General features: G+C 64.4%; 17 protein-coding genes. 8 read left to right on the forward strand and 9 right to left on the reverse strand.

What is annotated here, in order from left to right; all coding sequences use genetic code 11:
• Window positions 1–76 precede the first annotated feature (76 nt).
• Together B2U07_RS16525 and B2U07_RS16530 are read left to right on the forward strand one after the other, a co-directional pair.
• Window positions 77–412, forward strand: coding sequence for an enhanced serine sensitivity protein SseB C-terminal domain-containing protein (locus B2U07_RS16525; RefSeq protein WP_197859024.1), 336 nt, complete (start codon window positions 77–79; stop codon window positions 410–412).
• Between the two features lie 52 nt (window positions 413–464).
• Window positions 465–914, forward strand: coding sequence for a YaiI/YqxD family protein (locus tag B2U07_RS16530; protein WP_296271915.1), 450 nt, complete (start codon window positions 465–467; stop codon window positions 912–914).
• Window positions 915–1,007: 93 nt separating this feature from the next.
• On the opposite strand, the gene B2U07_RS16535 is transcribed toward B2U07_RS16530, so the two are convergent.
• Both B2U07_RS16535 and elbB read right to left on the reverse strand, forming a co-directional pair.
• A complete protein-coding gene (locus tag B2U07_RS16535; RefSeq protein ID WP_296277377.1) occupies window positions 1,008–1,475 on the reverse strand; it encodes a thioesterase family protein in 468 nt (155 codons plus the stop codon).
• Between the two features lie 310 nt (window positions 1,476–1,785).
• Window positions 1,786–2,445 (reverse strand): isoprenoid biosynthesis glyoxalase ElbB, encoded by a 660-nt coding sequence (gene elbB / locus B2U07_RS16540; RefSeq protein WP_003458610.1) that lies wholly within the window; start codon window positions 2,443–2,445, stop codon window positions 1,786–1,788.
• 175 nt (window positions 2,446–2,620) lie between these two features.
• Between elbB and B2U07_RS16545 the strand changes: the two genes are divergently transcribed.
• Window positions 2,621–3,895 (forward strand): sterol desaturase family protein, encoded by a 1,275-nt coding sequence (locus B2U07_RS16545; RefSeq protein ID WP_279531527.1) that lies wholly within the window; start codon window positions 2,621–2,623, stop codon window positions 3,893–3,895.
• Between the two features lie 107 nt (window positions 3,896–4,002).
• Here the strand turns inward: B2U07_RS16545 and B2U07_RS16550 are convergent, their stop codons facing one another.
• On the reverse strand, window positions 4,003–4,557 hold the full coding sequence (locus tag B2U07_RS16550) for a DedA family protein (RefSeq protein ID WP_169970949.1): 555 nt from the start codon (window positions 4,555–4,557) through the stop codon (window positions 4,003–4,005).
• A gap of 194 nt (window positions 4,558–4,751) precedes the next feature.
• On the opposite strand from B2U07_RS16550, the gene hemB reads away from it, so the two are divergent.
• Together hemB and ppk1 are read left to right on the forward strand one after the other, a co-directional pair.
• On the forward strand, window positions 4,752–5,765 hold the full coding sequence (gene hemB, locus B2U07_RS16555; RefSeq protein ID WP_055984533.1) for a porphobilinogen synthase: 1,014 nt from the start codon (window positions 4,752–4,754) through the stop codon (window positions 5,763–5,765).
• 19 nt (window positions 5,766–5,784) lie between these two features.
• Window positions 5,785–7,968 carry a polyphosphate kinase 1 gene (gene ppk1, locus B2U07_RS16560; protein ID WP_197859029.1) on the forward strand — a complete coding sequence of 728 codons (2,184 nt, stop codon included), beginning with the start codon at window positions 5,785–5,787 and terminating at the stop codon, window positions 7,966–7,968.
• A gap of 483 nt (window positions 7,969–8,451) precedes the next feature.
• Here the strand turns inward: ppk1 and B2U07_RS16565 are convergent, their stop codons facing one another.
• The gene (locus B2U07_RS16565) at window positions 8,452–9,420 is read right to left on the reverse strand and encodes a helix-turn-helix transcriptional regulator (RefSeq protein ID WP_296271919.1); all 969 of its coding nucleotides are present in this window, start codon (window positions 9,418–9,420) and stop codon (window positions 8,452–8,454) included.
• A 161-nt stretch (window positions 9,421–9,581) separates the two neighbouring features.
• Between B2U07_RS16565 and B2U07_RS16570 the strand changes: the two genes are divergently transcribed.
• The 3 genes from B2U07_RS16570 (at window position 9,582) to B2U07_RS16580 (ending at window position 13,056) form a co-directional block, all read left to right on the forward strand.
• Window positions 9,582–11,792: a TonB-dependent siderophore receptor gene (locus B2U07_RS16570; protein WP_296271920.1), complete on the forward strand. Its 2,211-nt coding sequence runs from the start codon at window positions 9,582–9,584 to the stop codon at window positions 11,790–11,792.
• A 93-nt stretch (window positions 11,793–11,885) separates the two neighbouring features.
• Window positions 11,886–12,185 carry a DUF2218 domain-containing protein gene (locus tag B2U07_RS16575; protein WP_296271921.1) on the forward strand — a complete coding sequence of 100 codons (300 nt, stop codon included), beginning with the start codon at window positions 11,886–11,888 and terminating at the stop codon, window positions 12,183–12,185.
• On the forward strand, window positions 12,175–13,056 hold the full coding sequence (locus B2U07_RS16580; protein ID WP_296271922.1) for an alpha/beta hydrolase: 882 nt from the start codon (window positions 12,175–12,177) through the stop codon (window positions 13,054–13,056). Before B2U07_RS16575 ends, B2U07_RS16580 begins: the two co-directional genes overlap by 11 nt.
• 92 nt (window positions 13,057–13,148) lie before the next feature.
• On the opposite strand, the gene ppx is transcribed toward B2U07_RS16580, so the two are convergent.
• From ppx to B2U07_RS16605, 5 genes are all read right to left on the reverse strand, one after another.
• Window positions 13,149–14,651, reverse strand: coding sequence for an exopolyphosphatase (gene ppx, locus B2U07_RS16585; RefSeq protein WP_017363859.1), 1,503 nt, complete (start codon window positions 14,649–14,651; stop codon window positions 13,149–13,151).
• Between the two features lie 97 nt (window positions 14,652–14,748).
• A complete protein-coding gene (locus B2U07_RS16590; protein WP_296271923.1) occupies window positions 14,749–15,258 on the reverse strand; it encodes an ureidoglycolate lyase in 510 nt (169 codons plus the stop codon).
• Window positions 15,255–15,986, reverse strand: coding sequence for an amino acid ABC transporter ATP-binding protein (locus B2U07_RS16595; protein ID WP_296271924.1), 732 nt, complete (start codon window positions 15,984–15,986; stop codon window positions 15,255–15,257). Before B2U07_RS16595 ends, B2U07_RS16590 begins: the two co-directional genes overlap by 4 nt.
• Window positions 15,973–16,623 (reverse strand): amino acid ABC transporter permease, encoded by a 651-nt coding sequence (locus tag B2U07_RS16600; protein ID WP_178101819.1) that lies wholly within the window; start codon window positions 16,621–16,623, stop codon window positions 15,973–15,975. Before B2U07_RS16600 ends, B2U07_RS16595 begins: the two co-directional genes overlap by 14 nt.
• Entirely contained in the window at window positions 16,620–17,285 is a 666-nt protein-coding gene (locus B2U07_RS16605; RefSeq protein WP_017363855.1) for an amino acid ABC transporter permease, read from the reverse strand. Before B2U07_RS16605 ends, B2U07_RS16600 begins: the two co-directional genes overlap by 4 nt.
• Between the last annotated feature and the right edge of the window lie 8 nt (window positions 17,286–17,293).

Here is a 17,293-nt window from a genome sequence, read left to right on the forward strand (position 1 = left end):
CATAGCGTGAACCGCTGCCACGACAGCGAGTCTCAGTGCACCTAGGCTGGTTCCAATTTCTTTGCCGAGTGCACGCATGTCTTCCTCGATCCATTCCACTCATTACGCCGACAGCCCTGATCTGGCGTTGGCTGCTCTGCGTCATCCCTCTCTAGAGCAGGCGCTGTCGGCAGCCTGCGCTCAACTGGCCGTGCGCGAAGCTTTTCTCGCTGCGTTGCGTGATCCGGCCATTGGCCCGCAGCCAAGGTTGCTGCTGGCGGTTTCCGGTGCCGACCTGCAAGGTCAGCGGCGTTTGGCTGCGTTGGTCGCCGAGCTGCTGCCGGACGAGGTGGAGCTGGACCTGATCGAGCTGGCCGACGACAACCTGTCGCGTGCCGTACGCGAGCGCTGCGAGCCGTTCTATAAGTCCTGAGGCGTCCGCCTGCTGGCATACTGCGCGCTGGTTTCTCTGCGGAAGTTGCTGCATGCGCGTATGGATCGACGCCGATGCCTGCCCTCGGGCGGCGCGGGATCAGGTGGTCAAGTTCGCCCTCAAGCGGGGTTTCGGGGTGGTGCTGGTGGCTGGACAGGCCGTGGCCCGGCCGAATTTCGCCTGCGTGAAACTGATCGTGGTGCCCAGCGGGCCGGATGCGGCGGACGATCATCTGGTCGAGCATGCCGTGCCCGGTGAACTGGTGATCTGCAGTGACGTGCCGCTGGCCGACCGTCTGGTGAAGAAGGGTGTTGCCGCGCTCGACCCGCGTGGCCGCGAGTTCGACGAGCGCAACATGGGCGAGCGCCTGGCGGTACGCAACCTGTTCACCGACCTGCGCGAGCAGGGCCAGGTCGGCGGCGGTCAGGCGCCCTATTCGGAGAAGGATCGCCAGGCCTTCGCCAATGCGCTGGACCGCATCCTTACGCGTTTGAGTCGCTAGCCAGGCTACGCACCGCTTATGTGGGAGGCGCTTTAGCGGCGATCAAGGTGGCGCCAGTCGCGGCTGAAGCCCCTCCCACAATGTGCGTTGCCACTACCCGCACAGATAGGTGCCGGTGCCCACGGCCACCAGCACGTCTTCATCGTTATGCAGCTCCATGCGGATCACCGCCACCTTGTTGCCGGCGCGCAGCGGCATGGCCGTGGCGGTGAAGCGCTGGCCGCGGCCTGGACGCAGGTAGTCGATGCGCAGGTCGATGGTGCCGAGCTTGGACAGCTTGCTCATGCGTTCGGCTGGCGGCAGGTGCTGGTGGTTGGCGAAGGCGCCGATCAGCGCCATGGCGCCGCCGCAGACGTCGAGCAGCGAGGAAATCACCCCGCCGTGCAGGATGCCGTGGACGAAGTTGCCGATCAGTTCGGGCTTCATCGGCAGGTGCATGGTCACCCGCTCGGAGCTCAGCTCATCGAGCTCGATGCCGAGCACCTGATTGAAGGGAATGCGCTGGAAGAAACTGGCCACCGCCTGTTGCAGGTCGGGGCTGAGGACGAAGGGCTGGGACATGGCAGGGGCTCCGGGAAATCCTGTCGCCACGCTGCCGCAGCCCAAGCGGTTTGACCAGCGGCGCGGCCAGACTGCCCTGGCCAATGACCGAAGCGCCCTGTAGTGGTGCTGGTTGGTAGGGTGGGGCGGGCGGCGTTGCGCTTTATCCCACATTGATCGCCATTGGTGGGCTAAAGCCCACCCTACAGACAGGAACCCTGAACTTTGTAGGGTGGGCCGGGCGGCGCTCCGCTTCAGCCCACGCGGATCGATACTGAAGCTTAAGCGGAACGCTTCCCGCCCACCCTACAAAGCCCCTACATAGCGTAAGTCAGTGGTGCGCCAGCTCCAACACACGGTCGACCAGTTTGTTGATGCCCGACGCTGCCTCGGCGATGGATTGGGCGAGCATATAGGCCGGTGTAGTCACCAGCTTGCGCTGGCTGTCTTCGATGATATCGCTGACCTCGCACTCATGGTGCTCGGCGCCCATCTGGGTCAGGGCGGCGGCGGTGTCATGATCGCTGCCGATGGTGCAGACCACGCCGGCACCGAAGATCTTCGCCGCCAGTACCGGGGCGATGCACATCAGGCCGACCGGCTTGCCGGCATCGACGAACGCCTTGCAAGCCGCCAGCACGTCAGGCTGCACGGTGCAGCCGGCGCCGCTGGTGGCGAAGTCGGAGAGGTTCTTCGCTACGCCGAAGCCGCCGGGCAGGATCAGCGCGTCGAACTCTGCCATGTGCAGCAGCTTGACGTCCTTGATCTGGCCGCGGGCGATGCGCGCCGATTCCACCAGCACGTTGCGCGTCTCGTTCATCTCGTCGCCGCTGTAGTGATCGACCACGTGCAGCTGCGGCACGTTAGGGGCGAAACACTGGACTTCGGCACCACGCTGGTCGAGGCGCAGCAGGGTGATCACGCTTTCATGGATCTCGGCGCCATCGTAGACGCCACAGCCGGACAGAATCACTGCCACTTTCTTGCTCATGCTCGACTCCTGGTGAGGAAAGACGCGACCTTGAAACGGGCGCGGGTATTACCAATGCTGGGGTTGTCGCCAAATGCCACTCGGACTGTCATTTGCCGCCGCGAAGCCTGACGAAGCTGCGCATAGGATGAATAACAGCTCATTCCCGACACAAGTACAACGATATGGTGCAGTCATGAATTACGTTCTTTACGCAATGCCCTTCTTCTTCCTGCTGATCGGCCTGGAATTGCTCGCTGACCGCTGGCGCGGCATGCGCACCTATCGCCTGGCCGATGCCCTTAACAGCGTCAGTGCCGGCGTACTGTCCCAGGCCACCGGGATTCTCACCAAGGTGGTCGTCCTGCTGACCTACGCCTTCGCCTGGGAGCAGCTGGCGCTGTTCGAGTTGTCCGAAAGCAGTCTCTGGGTATGGCTCTTCGCCTTCGTCTTCTACGATTTCTGCTACTACTGGAACCACCGCCTGGGCCATGAGCGCAATGTGCTCTGGGCCGCCCATGCGGTGCACCACCAGAGCGAGGACTACAACCTCTCCACCGCGTTACGGCAAACCAGCACCGGTTTCATCTTCGGCTGGATCTTCTATCTGCCGATGGCCGTGGTCGGTGTACCGCCGCTGGTCTTCCTCAGCGTTGCCGCCCTGAACCTGCTGTATCAGTTCTGGGTGCATACCCGGCATATCCCCAAACTGGGCTGGTTCGAGTGGCTGTTCATCACCCCGTCCAACCACCGCGTGCATCATGCACAGAATCCTATCTACATGGATCGCAATTACGGCGGTGTGTTCATTGTCTGGGATCGAATTTTTGGCACCTTCCAGGAGGAGCTCGACGAAGAACCGGTGGTCTTCGGCGTGACCGTGCCGCTGGCCAGCTGGAACCCGCTGTGGGCCAACCTGCAGGTCTACGCCGGGCTATGGAGTGATGCCAGGCGCGCCAGTTCCTGGTGGGACAAGCTGCGCATCTGGTTCATGCCTACCGGTTGGCGCCCGGCCGACGTCGCGGCGCGTTACCCGCAGGCCAAGGCGGACCTGAGCCATTTCCGCAAGTTCGAGGTACCGCTGGGGCGCGGCGCGCAGGTCTACGCGCTGCTGCAGTTCGTCTGCTACCTGCTGGCCGTCGTGTGGCTGCTGGCGCAGGGCGATGCGCTGGCCACCGGCGCCGTGCTGCTGGCCTGTCTGTGGATGGCCCTGGGCCTGTACAGCATCGGCATGTGGCTGGAGAACCGCAGCCATGCCTGGCGTCTGGAGTGCCTGCGTCTGGCGATCAACCTGCCGGCATTCTGGCTGGCCGGCGAACTCGGCATGCTGACGTTGGATGCCACCGCCTGGGCCTGGCTGATCGGCTACAGCCTAGTCAGCATGCTTGGATTGTGGCTGGTGCCGCGCGTAGGGCGGACCGGAACGCCGGCCGCTCGTAGCGAAGCGAACAGTCCGCACATTGGCGCATGACCTGATATCCACATGAGTCGTGAAGCTGCAGCGGCGTACTGCCTGCGGCGAGCGGATCGCCGCCCGGTACGCCCTACGCGCTGATGGGTATCTGGCTGGCGCGCGGCTCAGCCGCGCCGGCGCTGACGCCACCGGTATAGCCAGGCGAGGGAAAGCAGCAGCACCACGGCCGCGAGCAGGATGACCTGGTAGTTGCGCAGTGCCTCAAGCAGGCCGCCCATGGCATTGCCCAGGCTGTAGGCCAGCAGGCTGATGCCGCCGGCCCAGACACCGGCGCCGATGGCGTCGAGCAGCAGGTAGCGGCGCCAGGAATAGCCGGACAGGCCGATGGTGAGCGGCATCACCGTGCGCAGGCCGTAGAGAAAGCGAAAGCACAGCACCCACAGATCCGGGTAACGCTTGATAAGCGCGCTGGCACGTTCGCCCAGCGGTTGCCAGCGCGGTTTGCGTTCTAGCAGCGCGCGGCCGTGACGGCGGCCAAGGTAGTACCACAGCTGATCGCTGGCGAAGGTGCCGAGGAAGGCGCACAGCGCCACCCATTCGATCTCCAGCACGTTGCGCACGGCCATGTAGGCGGCCAGCAGCAGGGATACCTCACCTTCGAGGAAGGTGCCGAGTACCAGTGCCGGGTAGCCAAACTGGCGGATCAGGTCTTGGAGCATGCCGTGAGCTCATCGATGCAGGTGCTGAAGACTACTCTGACCACGAGGAGGCCGGAAGGTGGCGCGTCATGCCACAATGCGCGACTGGCTGTGCGACTCGCCGTCGCACGCGGTCATTTGGCCGTCATCATTTGGTCATAATGGTCGCTTATAACCGTCACACTGGCCCGCTCGTGCGGGCTCTGGAGTCTGCCGTGAGCGTTACCCCCGCCAATCGTCTGTTCCCCGCCACCCGCCTGCGTCGCAATCGCCGCGACGATTTCTCCCGTCGCCTGGTGCGCGAGAATCGCCTGAGCGTCGATGATCTGATTCTGCCGGTGTTCGTCCTCGACGGCGAAAACCGCCGTGAAGCCGTGCCATCGATGCCGGGCGTCGAACGCCTGTCCATCGACCTGCTGCTGAAGGAAGCCGAACATTGGGTGGCGCTGGGCATTCCGGCGCTGGCGCTGTTCCCGGTTACCCCGCTGGAGAAGAAGTCCCTGGATGGGGCGGAAGCCTGGAACCCGGACGGTATCGCCCAGCGCGCGATCCGCGCCCTGCGTGAAAAATTCCCCGAGCTCGGTGTGATCAGTGACGTCGCTCTCGACCCGTTCACCACCCACGGCCAGGACGGCATTCTCGACGACTCCGGTTATGTGCAGAACGACATCACCGTCGATGCGCTGGTCAAGCAGGCGCTGTCGCATGCCGAGGCTGGTGCCCAGGTGGTGGCGCCGTCGGACATGATGGATGGCCGTGTGCAGGCGATCCGCGAGGCGCTGGAGCTGGCCGATCACGTCAATGTGCGCATCATGGCCTACTCGGCCAAGTACGCCAGCGCCTACTACGGCCCGTTCCGCGACGCGGTGGGTTCGGCCGCCAACCTTGGCAAGGGCAACAAGCTCGGCTACCAGATGGACCCGGCCAACGGCAACGAGGCCCTGCACGAAGTAGCCGCTGACCTGGCCGAAGGCGCCGACATGGTCATGGTCAAACCGGGCATGCCTTACCTGGACATCCTCTGGCGAGTGAAAGATGCCTACAAGGTGCCGACCTTCGTTTATCAGGTCAGTGGCGAGTACGCCATGCACATGGCCGCGATCCAGAACGGCTGGCTCAGCGAGGCGGTCATACTGGAGTCGCTCACCGCCTTCAAACGTGCCGGTGCCGATGGCATCCTCACCTATTTCGCCGTACGGGCAGCAGAACTGCTAAAACAAGGGCGATGACGCCCTCAGGAACCCAGCGATGAACAGCGAAGGACTCAACAGCGAAGTGCTCGACAACAACCCGCCTCAGGCCGAGGTGGTCGCCGAGACGCCAGTGGTGGAAACCCCGCCGCCGGCCCCGATTCCCAGCCTGGATGACAGCAGCCTGTACATCCACCGTGAACTGTCGCAGTTGCAGTTCAATATCCGGGTGCTGGAGCAGGCGCTGGACGAGTCCTATCCGCTGCTCGAACGTTTGAAGTTCCTGCTGATCTTCTCCAGCAACCTCGACGAGTTCTTCGAGATCCGTGTCGCCGGCCTGAAGAAGCAGATCAATTTTGCCCGCGAACAGGCTGGCGCCGACGGCCTGCAGCCGCACCAGGCGCTGGCGCGCATCAGTGAGCTGGTGCACGAGCAGGTTGAGCGCCAGTACGCCATCCTCAACGACACCCTGTTCCCGGCGTTGGCCAAGCACAACATCAACTTCATCCGCCGGCGGTTCTGGACCACCAAGCTCAAGACCTGGGTGCGCCGCTATTTCCGCGACGAGATCGCACCGATCATCACCCCCATCGGTCTCGACCCGACGCACCCCTTCCCGCTGCTGGTGAACAAGAGCCTGAACTTCATCGTCGAGCTCGAGGGCATCGATGCCTTCGGCCGCGATTCCGGTCTCGCCATCATCCCGGCGCCGCGCCTGCTGCCGCGCATCATCCGCGTGCCCGAGGACGTCGGCGGCCCCGGCGACAACTACGTGTTCCTCTCGTCGATGATCCACGCCCACGCCGATGACCTGTTCCAGGGCATGAAGGTCAAGGGCTGCTACCAGTTCCGCCTGACCCGTAACGCCGACCTGTCGGTGGACACCGAGGACGTCGAGGACCTGGCGCGTGCCCTGCGCGGTGAGCTGTTCAGCCGTCGCTACGGCGATGCGGTGCGCCTGGAAGTGGTCGACACCTGCCCGAAACACCTGCGCGACTACCTGCTCAAGCAGTTCGGCCTGACCGAGAGCGAGCTGTACCAGGTCAATGGCCCGGTCAACCTGACCCGCCTGTTCAGCATCACCGGCCTGGATAACCACCCGGACCTGCAGTACGCGCCGTTCACCCCGGTGATCCCCAAACTGCTGCAGAACGCGGAGAACATCTTCAACGTGGTCAGCAAGCAGGACATCCTCCTGCTGCACCCCTTCGAGTCCTTCACCCCGGTGGTCGACCTGTTGCGCCAAGCGGCGAAAGACCCGCACGTGCTGGCGATCAAGCAGACCCTGTATCGCTCCGGGGCCAACTCGGAGATCGTCGACGCGCTGGTGGAGGCCGCGCGTAACGGCAAGGAAGTCACCGCGGTGATCGAACTGCGCGCGCGCTTCGACGAAGAGTCCAACCTGCAACTGGCCAGCCGTCTGCAGGCCGCCGGTGCGGTGGTGATTTATGGCGTGGTCGGCTTCAAGACTCACGCCAAGATGATGCTGATCCTGCGTCGCGAGAACGGCGAGATCGTCCGCTACGCCCACCTCGGCACCGGCAACTACCACGCCGGCAACGCCAGGTTGTACACCGACTACAGCCTGCTCACCGCCGACGTCGCCCTCGGCGAAGATGTGGCCAAGCTGTTCAGCCAACTGATTGGCATGGGTAAGACCCTACGCATGAAGAAGCTGCTGCATGCGCCCTTTACCCTGAAGAAGACTCTGCTCGACCTGATCGCCAAGGAAACCGCCGCGGCGGCCGAAGGCAAGCCGGCGCAGATCATCGCCAAGTTCAACTCGCTGACAGACGCCAAGGTGATCCGCGCGCTGTACAAGGCCAGCCAGACCGGGGTGAAGATCGACCTCGTGGTGCGCGGTATGTGCTGCCTGCGTCCGGGCATCGCCGGGGTATCGCACAATATCCAGGTGCGTTCGATCATCGGCCGTTTCCTCGAGCACACACGGGTGTTCTACTTCCTCAATGGCGGTGACGAGAAAATCTACCTGTCCAGCGCCGACTGGATGGAGCGCAACCTCGACAAGCGCGTGGAGACCTGCTTCCCGGTGGAGGGCAAGAAGCTCATCACCCGGGTGAAGAAGGAGCTGGAAAGCTACCTGACCGACAACACCCAGGCCTGGGTGCTGCAGCCGGACGGCCGCTACCTGCGTCAGCAGCCCACCGGCAACCAGAACCCGCGCAGCGCGCAGTCCGGCTTGCTGGAAAAGCTCACCGCCCCGGTCGTGGTCGCTCGCTAAAAGCGGCCGCTTGCGGCCTTCTGATGACCCTCTCCCGCTTGCGGGAGAGGGTGGCCGAAGGCCGGGAGAGGGTTGAGGCCGCGTGTTGAAGCTTTTGAAGACACTGCTTCCTGCGCCGATGAACGCCTGATCACTGGCGATCGGGCCGGGGCGCGGAGCGGGTGCCCGAAGGCCGGGAGAGGGCTGGGAAGGCCGCGGGCGATAGTTTGGATAACTGCTCCTGCGCCGTTGAGGGCTTGATCGCTAGCCCTCTCCCCCGGCCCCTCTCCCGCAAGCGGGAGAGGGGAGAAAGCAGCCCGGCCGCATGTTTCGTAGGTGCGCTGCCCCCTACACCGATGTGCGGCCGCAGCCCCTTACCTCTCCAGGCACAGGGGTAACTGACAGCTTTGCGGTGTTCTCAGCCCTCTCCCGTGAATGGGAGAGGAGCAAGACCAGAGCCTTGCCTTCCGCCTTTTCCCGGATTGCATCCGGGCTACGCTATCCCTACAACCTTGCCCGCACCTGCTTCGGGCTGATGCCGAACGCACGCTTGAACGCCGTGGAGAAGTTGGCGGCGCTGCTGTAGCCGGCGATCCAGGCGGCCTGGCCGACACTCACGCCCTGACGCTCCAGCGCCTCGCGTGCCTGTTGCAGCTTGCGCTGGCGCTGATACTCGAACAGCGAGGTGCCCTTGGCCGCCTGGAACTGACGCTGCAGGGTGCTGGCGCAGCAGCCGACCTCGTGGGCGATATCTTCCAGTGACCAGCCATCGGCCTCGCCGCTGTGCAGCAGTTCCAGGGTGCGGCGGATGCGCTGGTGCTCGTGCGGGCGCAGATTCGGCACTGCCTGAGTCGGCTGCCGGGTCATCAGGCTCAGCGCTTCGCCGGCGATCTCCAGAGCACGGCTTTCCAGGTAAAGATTTTCCAGCAGGCGATTGCCGCAGCCGGGATGCAGTACCTGTTCGGCCATCGTCAGCAGGCGTGGCGACGGTTGCCAGCGCAGTACATTGAGTGGCCGGTAATTGCCCTGCAGCAAAGCCTTCAGCTGCGCCTGGCCATCGAAGCCGCTCGATTCGAACCACTCCGGCGCCAGGCTCACCGAAACCTTGCGAATGCGCTGGCCGCGGCGTGCGCGACGGGCGAAGAGCATCGGCTCGTTGAGCGCGATGGTCACTCCCTCGCCAGCAGCGCCGGATCCACCGAAGGTGAAGGGCCGACCGTCGTAGCTGACCTCGCTGCGCCCCTGCAGGAAGAGGATGAAATTCAGGTGCGGGCGCGCCTCGGTCTGGGTGGCGAAGTCCTGCAGTTCCTGGCAATCCGAGCAATGCAGCGACAGGCCGCTGCGCAGCCTGCGCCAGCTCAGGTGACCTTGGAACAGGCGGTCACGCGTGCGCTCGCCGTCCACCAGGCGAATGTGTTCATCGGCCAGGTTGGCCAGTTCTGCGGCGCGGACGATGGGGGCGTGGCTGGTCATCGATGACACCTCTGCATGCCTCTGGCGCAAAGAACAAATCCCCGCGCACAAACCTCTTGTTACAAACAGGGTGGCAGACTACGCCTCGCTATTTATTGATGCAAATCATTCGCATTGAATGTTGTGCCGGCGCATCATGCCGTGCACATCGGGGAGGGGGCATGTACCTGCAAACGCGTCATCATTCACTCAAACCCTTGGCCATCGCCATGCTGCTGGTTGTGCCGGCATTGGCAGCGGCTGCCGAGGAGCCGTTGCAACTGCAGGCCACCGAGGTGCTTGGCACCGCGCAGGAGGAGCTCAAGCAGGCGCTCGGCGTATCGGTGATCACCGCCGAGGACATCCAGAAAGCGCCGCCGGCGAACGATATCGCCGAGATCATCCGCAAGCAGCCGGGCGTCAACCTGACCGGCAACAGCGGTTCAGGCGCGCGTGGCAACAACCGCCAGATCGATATCCGTGGCATGGGCCCGGAGAACACCCTGATCCTGATCGATGGCAAGCCGGTGAGTTCACGCAATGCCGTGCGCTATGGCTGGCGCGGTGACCGCGACACCCGCGGCGATACCAACTGGGTGCCGGCCGAGCAGATCGAGCGTATCGAAGTGCTGCGCGGCCCGGCCGCTGCGCGCTATGGCAGCGGCGCTGCCGGTGGCGTGGTCAACATCATCACCAGGCAGGCCGGCCTGGAGCATCACGGCAACCTCAGCCTGTACGCCAACATGCCGCAGCACAGCGAGGAAGGCGCCACCCGGCGTTTCAACTTCGGTCTCAGCGGCCCGCTGGCGGAGAACATTTCCTATCGCGTCTACGGCAACCTGAACAAGACCGACTCGGACGACGCGGACATCAACGAAGGCCGCGCCGTCAGCACCAGCAACGCCGCGCTGGCGGGCCGCGAAGGTGTGCGCAACCGCGATGTCGACGGCACTCTGAGCTGGCGCCTGGACGAATCGCAGACCCTCGACCTGCAGGCCGGCTTCAGTCGCCAGGGCAACATCTACACCGGCGACAGCATGAACAACCTGAGCAGCAACGCGGGGATCAACAGCGCGCGCGCCGATTGGATCGGCCGTGAAACCAATCGCATGCTGCGCAACACCTACGCCATCACCCATCACGGCGACTGGGACTTCGGCAGCACGCTGAACTACCTGCAATACGAGCGCACGCGCAACAACCGCCTCAAGGAAGGCCTGGCCGGCGGTCCTGAAGGTGCTATCAATGGCAACGAGTTCGGCACCATCGAGCTGCAAAGCCTGACCGCGCACAGCGAAGTCAGCCTGCCGCTGACAGCCCTGTTCGAGCAGGTGTTGACCCTCGGCGCCGAGTGGAACGAGCAACGCATGGAGGATGGCGTGTCCGATCTCGCTGCGATCCAGAGCATCGGCTATCCGACTCGTTTCGCCGGCAACATCGCCATGCGCACCGCATCGCTGTTCGTCGAGGACAATATCGAACTGCGCCCGGGCACCATGCTTACGCCAGGGCTGCGCTACGACCACAACAGCATCAGCGGCAGCAACTGGAGCCCATCGCTCAACCTGTCGCATCGCCTGGACGATAACTTCACCCTCAAGTCCGGTATCGCCCGCGCCTACAAGGTACCCAATCTGTATCAGAGCAACCCGTCCTATGCGCTCTACAGTAACGGCATCGGTTGCTGGGATTTCGTCGCCGGAGGCCCGGGCTGCTTCCTGGTGGGCAACGAGAATCTTGAGGCGGAAACCAGCGTCAACAAGGAGCTTGGCCTGGAGTTCGAGTCTGGTGAATATCAGGCCAGCCTGACCTGGTTCCGCAACGATTACCGCGACAAGGTCGAGGCCGGCCGCGTTCCGGTCGGTACGGTGGACTTCACGCAGGGCAGCGCTACCCGAGTGGCCAACGTGTTCCAGTGGAGCAACATTCCGCGTGCGGTGGTCGAGGGTTTCGAGGGCAACCTGAAGATGCCGCTAGCAAGCAGCCTGAGCTGGAACACCAACTTCACCTGGATGCTGCAATCGAAGAGCAAGGAGACCGGCGAGCCGCTGTCGATCATCCCCGAGTTCACCGTCAACTCGACGCTGGACTGGCAGGTCAGCGACCCGCTGTCGTTACAGACCACAGTGACCTGGTATGGCCGGCAGACGCCGGGCAAGTACGACTATCAGGGCAACGTGCTGACGGGCGACGCGCGCCGCGAAATCTCGCCCTACGCCCTGGTCGGCATCGGCGGCAACTATGCCATCGACAAGAATTGGAGCGTCGGCGCCGGCATCAGCAACCTGTTCGACAAGCGCCTGTACCGCGAGGGCAATAGCCGCGAGGCCGGCGCCTACACCTACAACGAACCGGGGCGCACCTTTTACGCCAGCATCAGCACCAGCTTCTGAGCGGACGAGGGAGTGGTTCAAGCCACTCCCTCGCCCTTGCGACAACCACGACAAAAGCGGGCCCACCCGCCACCACCTGATGAGCCTTACTGCATGATTCGATTCCAAGGTACCGCGACCACCGCTTCGGCCTCGCTGTACATGACCAAGCTGTGCAAGCACTTTCGCCACAAGATCGCCGTGGAGTTCGACGAGCGCAGCGCCGATGCGCAATTTCCCTTTGGCCGCTGTCTGATGCACGCCGAAGCCGATGCGCTGCATTTCGACTGTCAGGCCGACGATGCCGAGGCTGCCGCGCGCATCCGTTTCGTCCTCGACGATCATCTAGTGCGTTTCGCCCGCAAGGAGGGCCTGGCGATCATCTGGAGCGAAGAGGCCAGCGATGAGAGCTAGCGTTGCCCTGTTCGTCCTGGCGCTGTGCGCGTCGCTCGGCGTGGCGGCCGAAAGCTGGCAGCCGGCGACGCTGGTGCAGGCCGAGATGCGTGACCTGCAGTCGCGGCACACCGGGCGCAGCTATCGACTGTATCTGTCGAAACCGCAAGGTGAGGCGCCGGCGCAGGGCTACCCGGTGGTCTATGTGCTCGATGCCGAACTGTTCTTTCCGCTGCTGGCGCAGCAGGCGCTGATGTATACGCCGCATGCCGCGCGTGACGGGCGCGAGGCGGTGCTGGTGGTTGGCATCGGCTATCCGGGGGATGCGCCTTTCGACATTCCGGCGCGGGCCGAGGACTACACGCCGCCAGCGCCGAACCTCGGCGATAGCCATACCCGCGAGGGCGGCGCCGAACGGTTTCTGGATTTTATCGAGGATGAGGTCAAACCCCTGGTGGCGTCACGCTACAAGGTCGATACACGACGCCAGACCCTGTTCGGCCACTCCTACGGCGGCCTATTCACGCTCTACACCTTGCTGTCACGGCCACAGGCGTTCCAGCGCTACGTTGCTGCCAGCCCGTCGTTGTGGTGGCACCGGCGCTACGCCTTCGATCTGCTGGAGACCTTCGCCAGTCAGGAGCCGCGTCCGAACGTTCGCCTGATGCTCAGCGTCGGTGCGGCCGAGCAGCCAGCGGCCGATGCGCCGCTGCTGGATGCGCGACAAAAACACCTGGCCGAGCGGCGCATGGTCGATAACACTCGGGAATTTCAGCAGCGCCTCGGCGCGCTGGGCATGAACGCGCAATTGCTGCTGACGCCTGGCGAGGATCACGCCGGCAACGCCTTCGTCAGCAGCCTGCAGGTGCTGGATTTCGCGCTGCAGCGCTAGGGCGGGTGAGGCCGGTTTCACCCGCCCTACGGTACTCCCGATCAACGCACGCTCAATGTCAGCCGGTAGAGTGCGCCGTGCGCACCGCCTGATCAGCGCACGCTCAGGGTCAGGTCGATGCGCTTGAGCCACTCGGCCTCGGCTTCGAAATCCGCCTGGGTCAGCGGGTTGGCCGCCAGCCAGCCTTCGGGGAAGACGATCTCCAGACTGTCGTCGCCGGCCTTGAACTGCACCTGTGGCATATCCTGCGTACCGCGGATGTGATGGAACAGGATGGCGAAGCGCAGCAGCACGCACAGGCGCATCAGCTTGATGCCTTCCTCGCCGAAGTCGGCGAACTTGTCCTTGGGAATGTTGCGCCGGTGGCCGCGCACCAGCAGGGCGAGCATCTGCTGATCCTGGCGCGAGAAACCGGCCAGGTCGGAGTGCTCGATCAGGTAGGCACCGTGCTTGTGGTACTGGTAGTGAGCGATATCCAGGCCCACCTCGTGCACCTTGGCGCCCCAGCTCAGCAGCTCGCGGTGCCAGACGTCGGTCAGCCCCCAGTCGCTGGCGACCTTGTCCAGCGCCGACAGCGCCTTGGCTTCGACGCGGGCGGCCTGGTCGGTATCGACGTGGTAGCGCTCCATGAACGCGGCCAGGGTGCGCTCGCGCACGTCCTCGTGCTGGTGACGGCCGAGCAGGTCGTACAGCACGCCTTCGCGCAGCGCGCCTTCGGAGTGGCTCATGCGCTGGATGTCGCAGGCATCGAAGATGGCTTCGAGAATCGCCAGGCCGGCGGGGAAGATGCTGCGACGATCCGGCTTGATGCCGTCGAGGTCGAGCTTGTCCACCTCGCCGAGCTTGAACAGCTTGCGCTTGAGCCAGGCCAGGCCCTCGACCGTGACCTCGCCATTGCCCAGGCCGGCGGCCTTGGTCGCCAGACCGATGGCCTTGATGGTGCCGGAGGCGCCGACGGCGTCCTCCCAGCCGAGACGGCGCAGGCCCTGTTCGATGCCCATCAGTTCCAGACGGGCGGCGGTATAGGCCTGGGCATAACGCGCCGGGGTGATCTTGCCGTCCTTGAAATAACGCTGGGTGAAACTGACGCAGCCCATCTGCAGGCTCTCGCGCAGCAGCGGCTCGAAACGCTGGCCGATGATGAATTCGGTGCTGCCGCCGCCGATGTCGGCAACCAGGCGCTTGCCGGGGGTGTCGGCGATGCTGTGGGAGACGCCGAGGTAGATCAGGCGCGCTTCCTCGCGGCCGGAAATCACCTCGACCTGGTGACCGAGAATCTCCTCGGCGCGGCGGATGAACACGGCGCGATTGCGCGCTTCGCGCAGGGCGTTGGTGCCGACGATACGCACGGCGCCTTCCGGCAGGCTGTTGCTGAACTGGGCGAAGCGGCGCAGACAGTCCAGGCCGCGTTGCATCGCTTCCTCGCTGAGCTGGCGCTCGTCATCCAGGCCTGCCGCCAGTTGGACCTTGTCGCCGATGCGCTCGAGGATGCGGATCTCGTGATTGTCGGCCTTGGCCAGCACCATATGGAAACTGTTCGAGCCCAGGTCGATGGCGGCGATCAGGGGAAAACTCTCGGCAGGGGCTTGGGGCATGATTGCGGCATCTCGTTCGATTTCCGCGCATCCTGCCACGACTGAGCGCATGAGCCAACGCATTCGGATGTCGCATGAAACTGGTCTAGACCTGTGGTTATCGCAGGTTCAGCACGCTCAGCGGCTGTTTCAGAGGCTGTTCGTCGCAGTTGTGACCCTCGCCGCCGCGGTCCACCACCAGGAAGCGTCCTGGGTGTTGCAGGCACAGCAGCGGGTGGTGCCAGGTGCCGCGGGCGTAGTTCACGCCCTGGTCTGGCGCACTGATGAACGCACGTATTTTCGACTCGTCCAGCTCACCGGGCGGAGCGACGACGATCAGCATGCGCCCGCCGTCCACCGGATAGAACGCCTGGCTGCCCAGCGGGTGGCGTTCGAGCATGCGGATGGCGATGGGCGCATGCCAGGCCTTGCCTTCGAACAGGTTGACCAGGGTGCGCGGCGCCTCGCCGGCCAACTCCACTTGCGCCAGATCGTGGTAGCGCGTGGTGGTCCCAGCGTTGATCGCGAAGGCGTTGGCGCCGGCCGTTTCGATCACCTCACCGAAGGGCGCGAAGGCCTCGCGGGTCAGCGGCTCGACCTGCAGCGGCAGCGGCGCTGGCGCGTTCACAGGTTCACCGAGCCGATGAAGTTGCGCAGCTCTTCGGTCCGCGGGGCAGCGAACAAGGCTTTCGGATCGCCGATCTCGTGCACCTTGCCCTGGTGCATGAACACCAGCTTGTCGCCGACTTCGCGGGCGAAGCGCATCTCATGGGTGACCATGATCAGGGTCATGCCCTCGCTGGCCAGTTGCTTGACCACCGCCAGCACCTCGTTGACCAGTTCCGGGTCGAGCGCCGAGGTGATCTCGTCGCACAGCAGCACCCTGGGCGACATGGCCAGGGCGCGGGCGATGGCCACGCGTTGCTGCTGGCCGCCGGACAGGCGCTCGGGGTAGGCGTCGAACTTCTCCGCCAGGCCGACGCGCTCGAGCATCTGCCGGGCGATCCGCTCGGCCTCGGCACGCGGGGTCTTCTTCACTACCTGCGGCGCGAGCATGACGTTCTCGCCGACGGTCAGGTGCGGGAACAGGTTGAACTGCTGGAACACCATGCCGACCTTCTGCCGCAGGCTGCGCAGGTCGGCGCGGGCGGCGTCGATGTACTCGCCGTCGACTTCGATCACGCCGTCTTTGATCGACTCCAGTCCGTTCAGGGTGCGCAGGAAGGTGCTCTTGCCCGAGCCGCTGCGGCCGATGATGGCGACCACTTCGCCTTCCTCGACCTTGAGGTCGATGCCCTTGAGCACATGGTTGTCGCCGTAATACTTGTGCAGGGCGGTGACGTTAAGCAGTGACATTCAGCCTCCTTTCCAGGCGGTATGCAGCGAGCGAGAGCGGGTAGCAGAGCAGGAAGTAACCGAGGGCGACGAAGCCGTAGACCATGAACGGCTCGAAGGTGGCGTTGGCCAGCATGCTGCCGGTCTTGGTCAGTTCGGTGAAACCGATGATCGAGGTCACCGCAGTGCCCTTGACCACCTGCACCGAGAACCCGACGGTGGGCGCCACGGCGATGCGCAGCGCCTGTGGCAGCACCACATGGCGCAGGGTTTCCAGGCGGCTCATGGCCAGGCTTTCGGATGCCTCCCACTGGCCACGGCTGATCGACTCGACACAACCACGCCAGATTTCGGCGAGAAAGGCGCTGGTGAACAGCGTCAGCGCAGTGGCCGCAGCCAGCCAGGGCGACACGTCCACCCCGAGCAGGGCGATGCCGAAGAACACCAGGAACAGCTGCATCAGCAGCGGCGTGCCCTGGAACAGTTCGATATAGCCGCGGGCGAGCATGCGCGGCGCCGACAGTGGCGACAGTCGCGCCAGCAACACCAGCAGGCCGGTGATGCCGCCACAGACGAAGGCCACCAGCGACAGCAGCAGCGTCCACTGCAGGCCGGTGAGCAGATTGCGCAGGATGTCCCAGAGGGTGAAGTCCATCAGCGGGCCCCCATGACGAAGCGGCGGCCAACCCAGGCCAGCAGTTGGCGAACCAGAATGGCCATGACCAGATACAGCGCCGTGGTCAGCAGGTAGGTCTCGAAGGCGCGGAAGTTGCGTGACTGGATGAAGTTGGCGGCGAACGACAGCTCCTCGGTGGAGATCTGCGAGCACACCGCCGAACCGAGCATGACGATGATGATCTGGCTCGACAGCGCCGGCCACACCTTGCCCAGTGCCGGGCGCAGTACCACATGGCGGAAGGTCTCGAAGCGGCTCATGGCCAGTGCGCTGGCGGCCTCGAGCTGGCCGTGCGGTATGGCCTGGATGCCGGCGCGGATGATCTCCGTGGAGTAGGCGCCGAGGTTGATCACCATGGCCAGCACCGCCGCTTCCCACTCGCTCAGGCGTACGCCGAGCGAGGGCAGGCCGAAGAAGATGAAGAACAGCTGAACGATGAACGGCGTGTTGCGGATCAGCTCCACATAGACGCCAAAAAACCGGTCGAACGGGCGGATGCGCCAGGCGCGCAGTATCGCCCCGACGATGCCGAGACCGACCCCCAGCAGGGTGCCGATCGCCGTCAGCGCGAGGGTGAAGGCCGCGCCTTGCAACAGCAGGTCGCTGTGCTGCAGGACTGCGGCGAAATCGAACTGGTACGCCATGGCTCAGT

It is taken from the genome of Pseudomonas sp. UBA7530 (assembly GCF_002479365.1).
GTDB lineage: Bacteria > Pseudomonadota > Gammaproteobacteria > Pseudomonadales > Pseudomonadaceae > Aquipseudomonas.

Bases quoted from the DNA above. Each gene is read 5' to 3' on its own strand.
- B2U07_RS16525 (WP_197859024.1), top strand. From the start codon at position 77: ATGTCTTCCTCGATCCATTCCACTCATTACGCCGACAGCCCTGATCTG.
- B2U07_RS16530 (WP_296271915.1), top strand. From the start codon at position 465: ATGCGCGTATGGATCGACGCCGATGCCTGCCCTCGGGCGGCGCGGGAT.
- B2U07_RS16535 (WP_296277377.1), bottom strand. From the start codon at position 1,475: ATGTCCCAGCCCTTCGTCCTCAGCCCCGACCTGCAACAGGCGGTGGCC.
- elbB (WP_003458610.1), bottom strand. From the start codon at position 2,445: ATGAGCAAGAAAGTGGCAGTGATTCTGTCCGGCTGTGGCGTCTACGAT.
- B2U07_RS16545 (WP_279531527.1), top strand. From the start codon at position 2,621: ATGAATTACGTTCTTTACGCAATGCCCTTCTTCTTCCTGCTGATCGGC.
- B2U07_RS16550 (WP_169970949.1), bottom strand. From the start codon at position 4,557: ATGCTCCAAGACCTGATCCGCCAGTTTGGCTACCCGGCACTGGTACTC.
- ppk1 (WP_197859029.1), top strand. From the start codon at position 5,785: ATGAACAGCGAAGGACTCAACAGCGAAGTGCTCGACAACAACCCGCCT.
- B2U07_RS16565 (WP_296271919.1), bottom strand. From the start codon at position 9,420: ATGACCAGCCACGCCCCCATCGTCCGCGCCGCAGAACTGGCCAACCTG.
- B2U07_RS16570 (WP_296271920.1), top strand. From the start codon at position 9,582: ATGTACCTGCAAACGCGTCATCATTCACTCAAACCCTTGGCCATCGCC.
- B2U07_RS16575 (WP_296271921.1), top strand. From the start codon at position 11,886: ATGATTCGATTCCAAGGTACCGCGACCACCGCTTCGGCCTCGCTGTAC.
- B2U07_RS16580 (WP_296271922.1), top strand. From the start codon at position 12,175: ATGAGAGCTAGCGTTGCCCTGTTCGTCCTGGCGCTGTGCGCGTCGCTC.
- ppx (WP_017363859.1), bottom strand. From the start codon at position 14,651: ATGCCCCAAGCCCCTGCCGAGAGTTTTCCCCTGATCGCCGCCATCGAC.
- B2U07_RS16595 (WP_296271924.1), bottom strand. From the start codon at position 15,986: ATGTCACTGCTTAACGTCACCGCCCTGCACAAGTATTACGGCGACAAC.
- B2U07_RS16605 (WP_017363855.1), bottom strand. From the start codon at position 17,285: ATGGCGTACCAGTTCGATTTCGCCGCAGTCCTGCAGCACAGCGACCTG.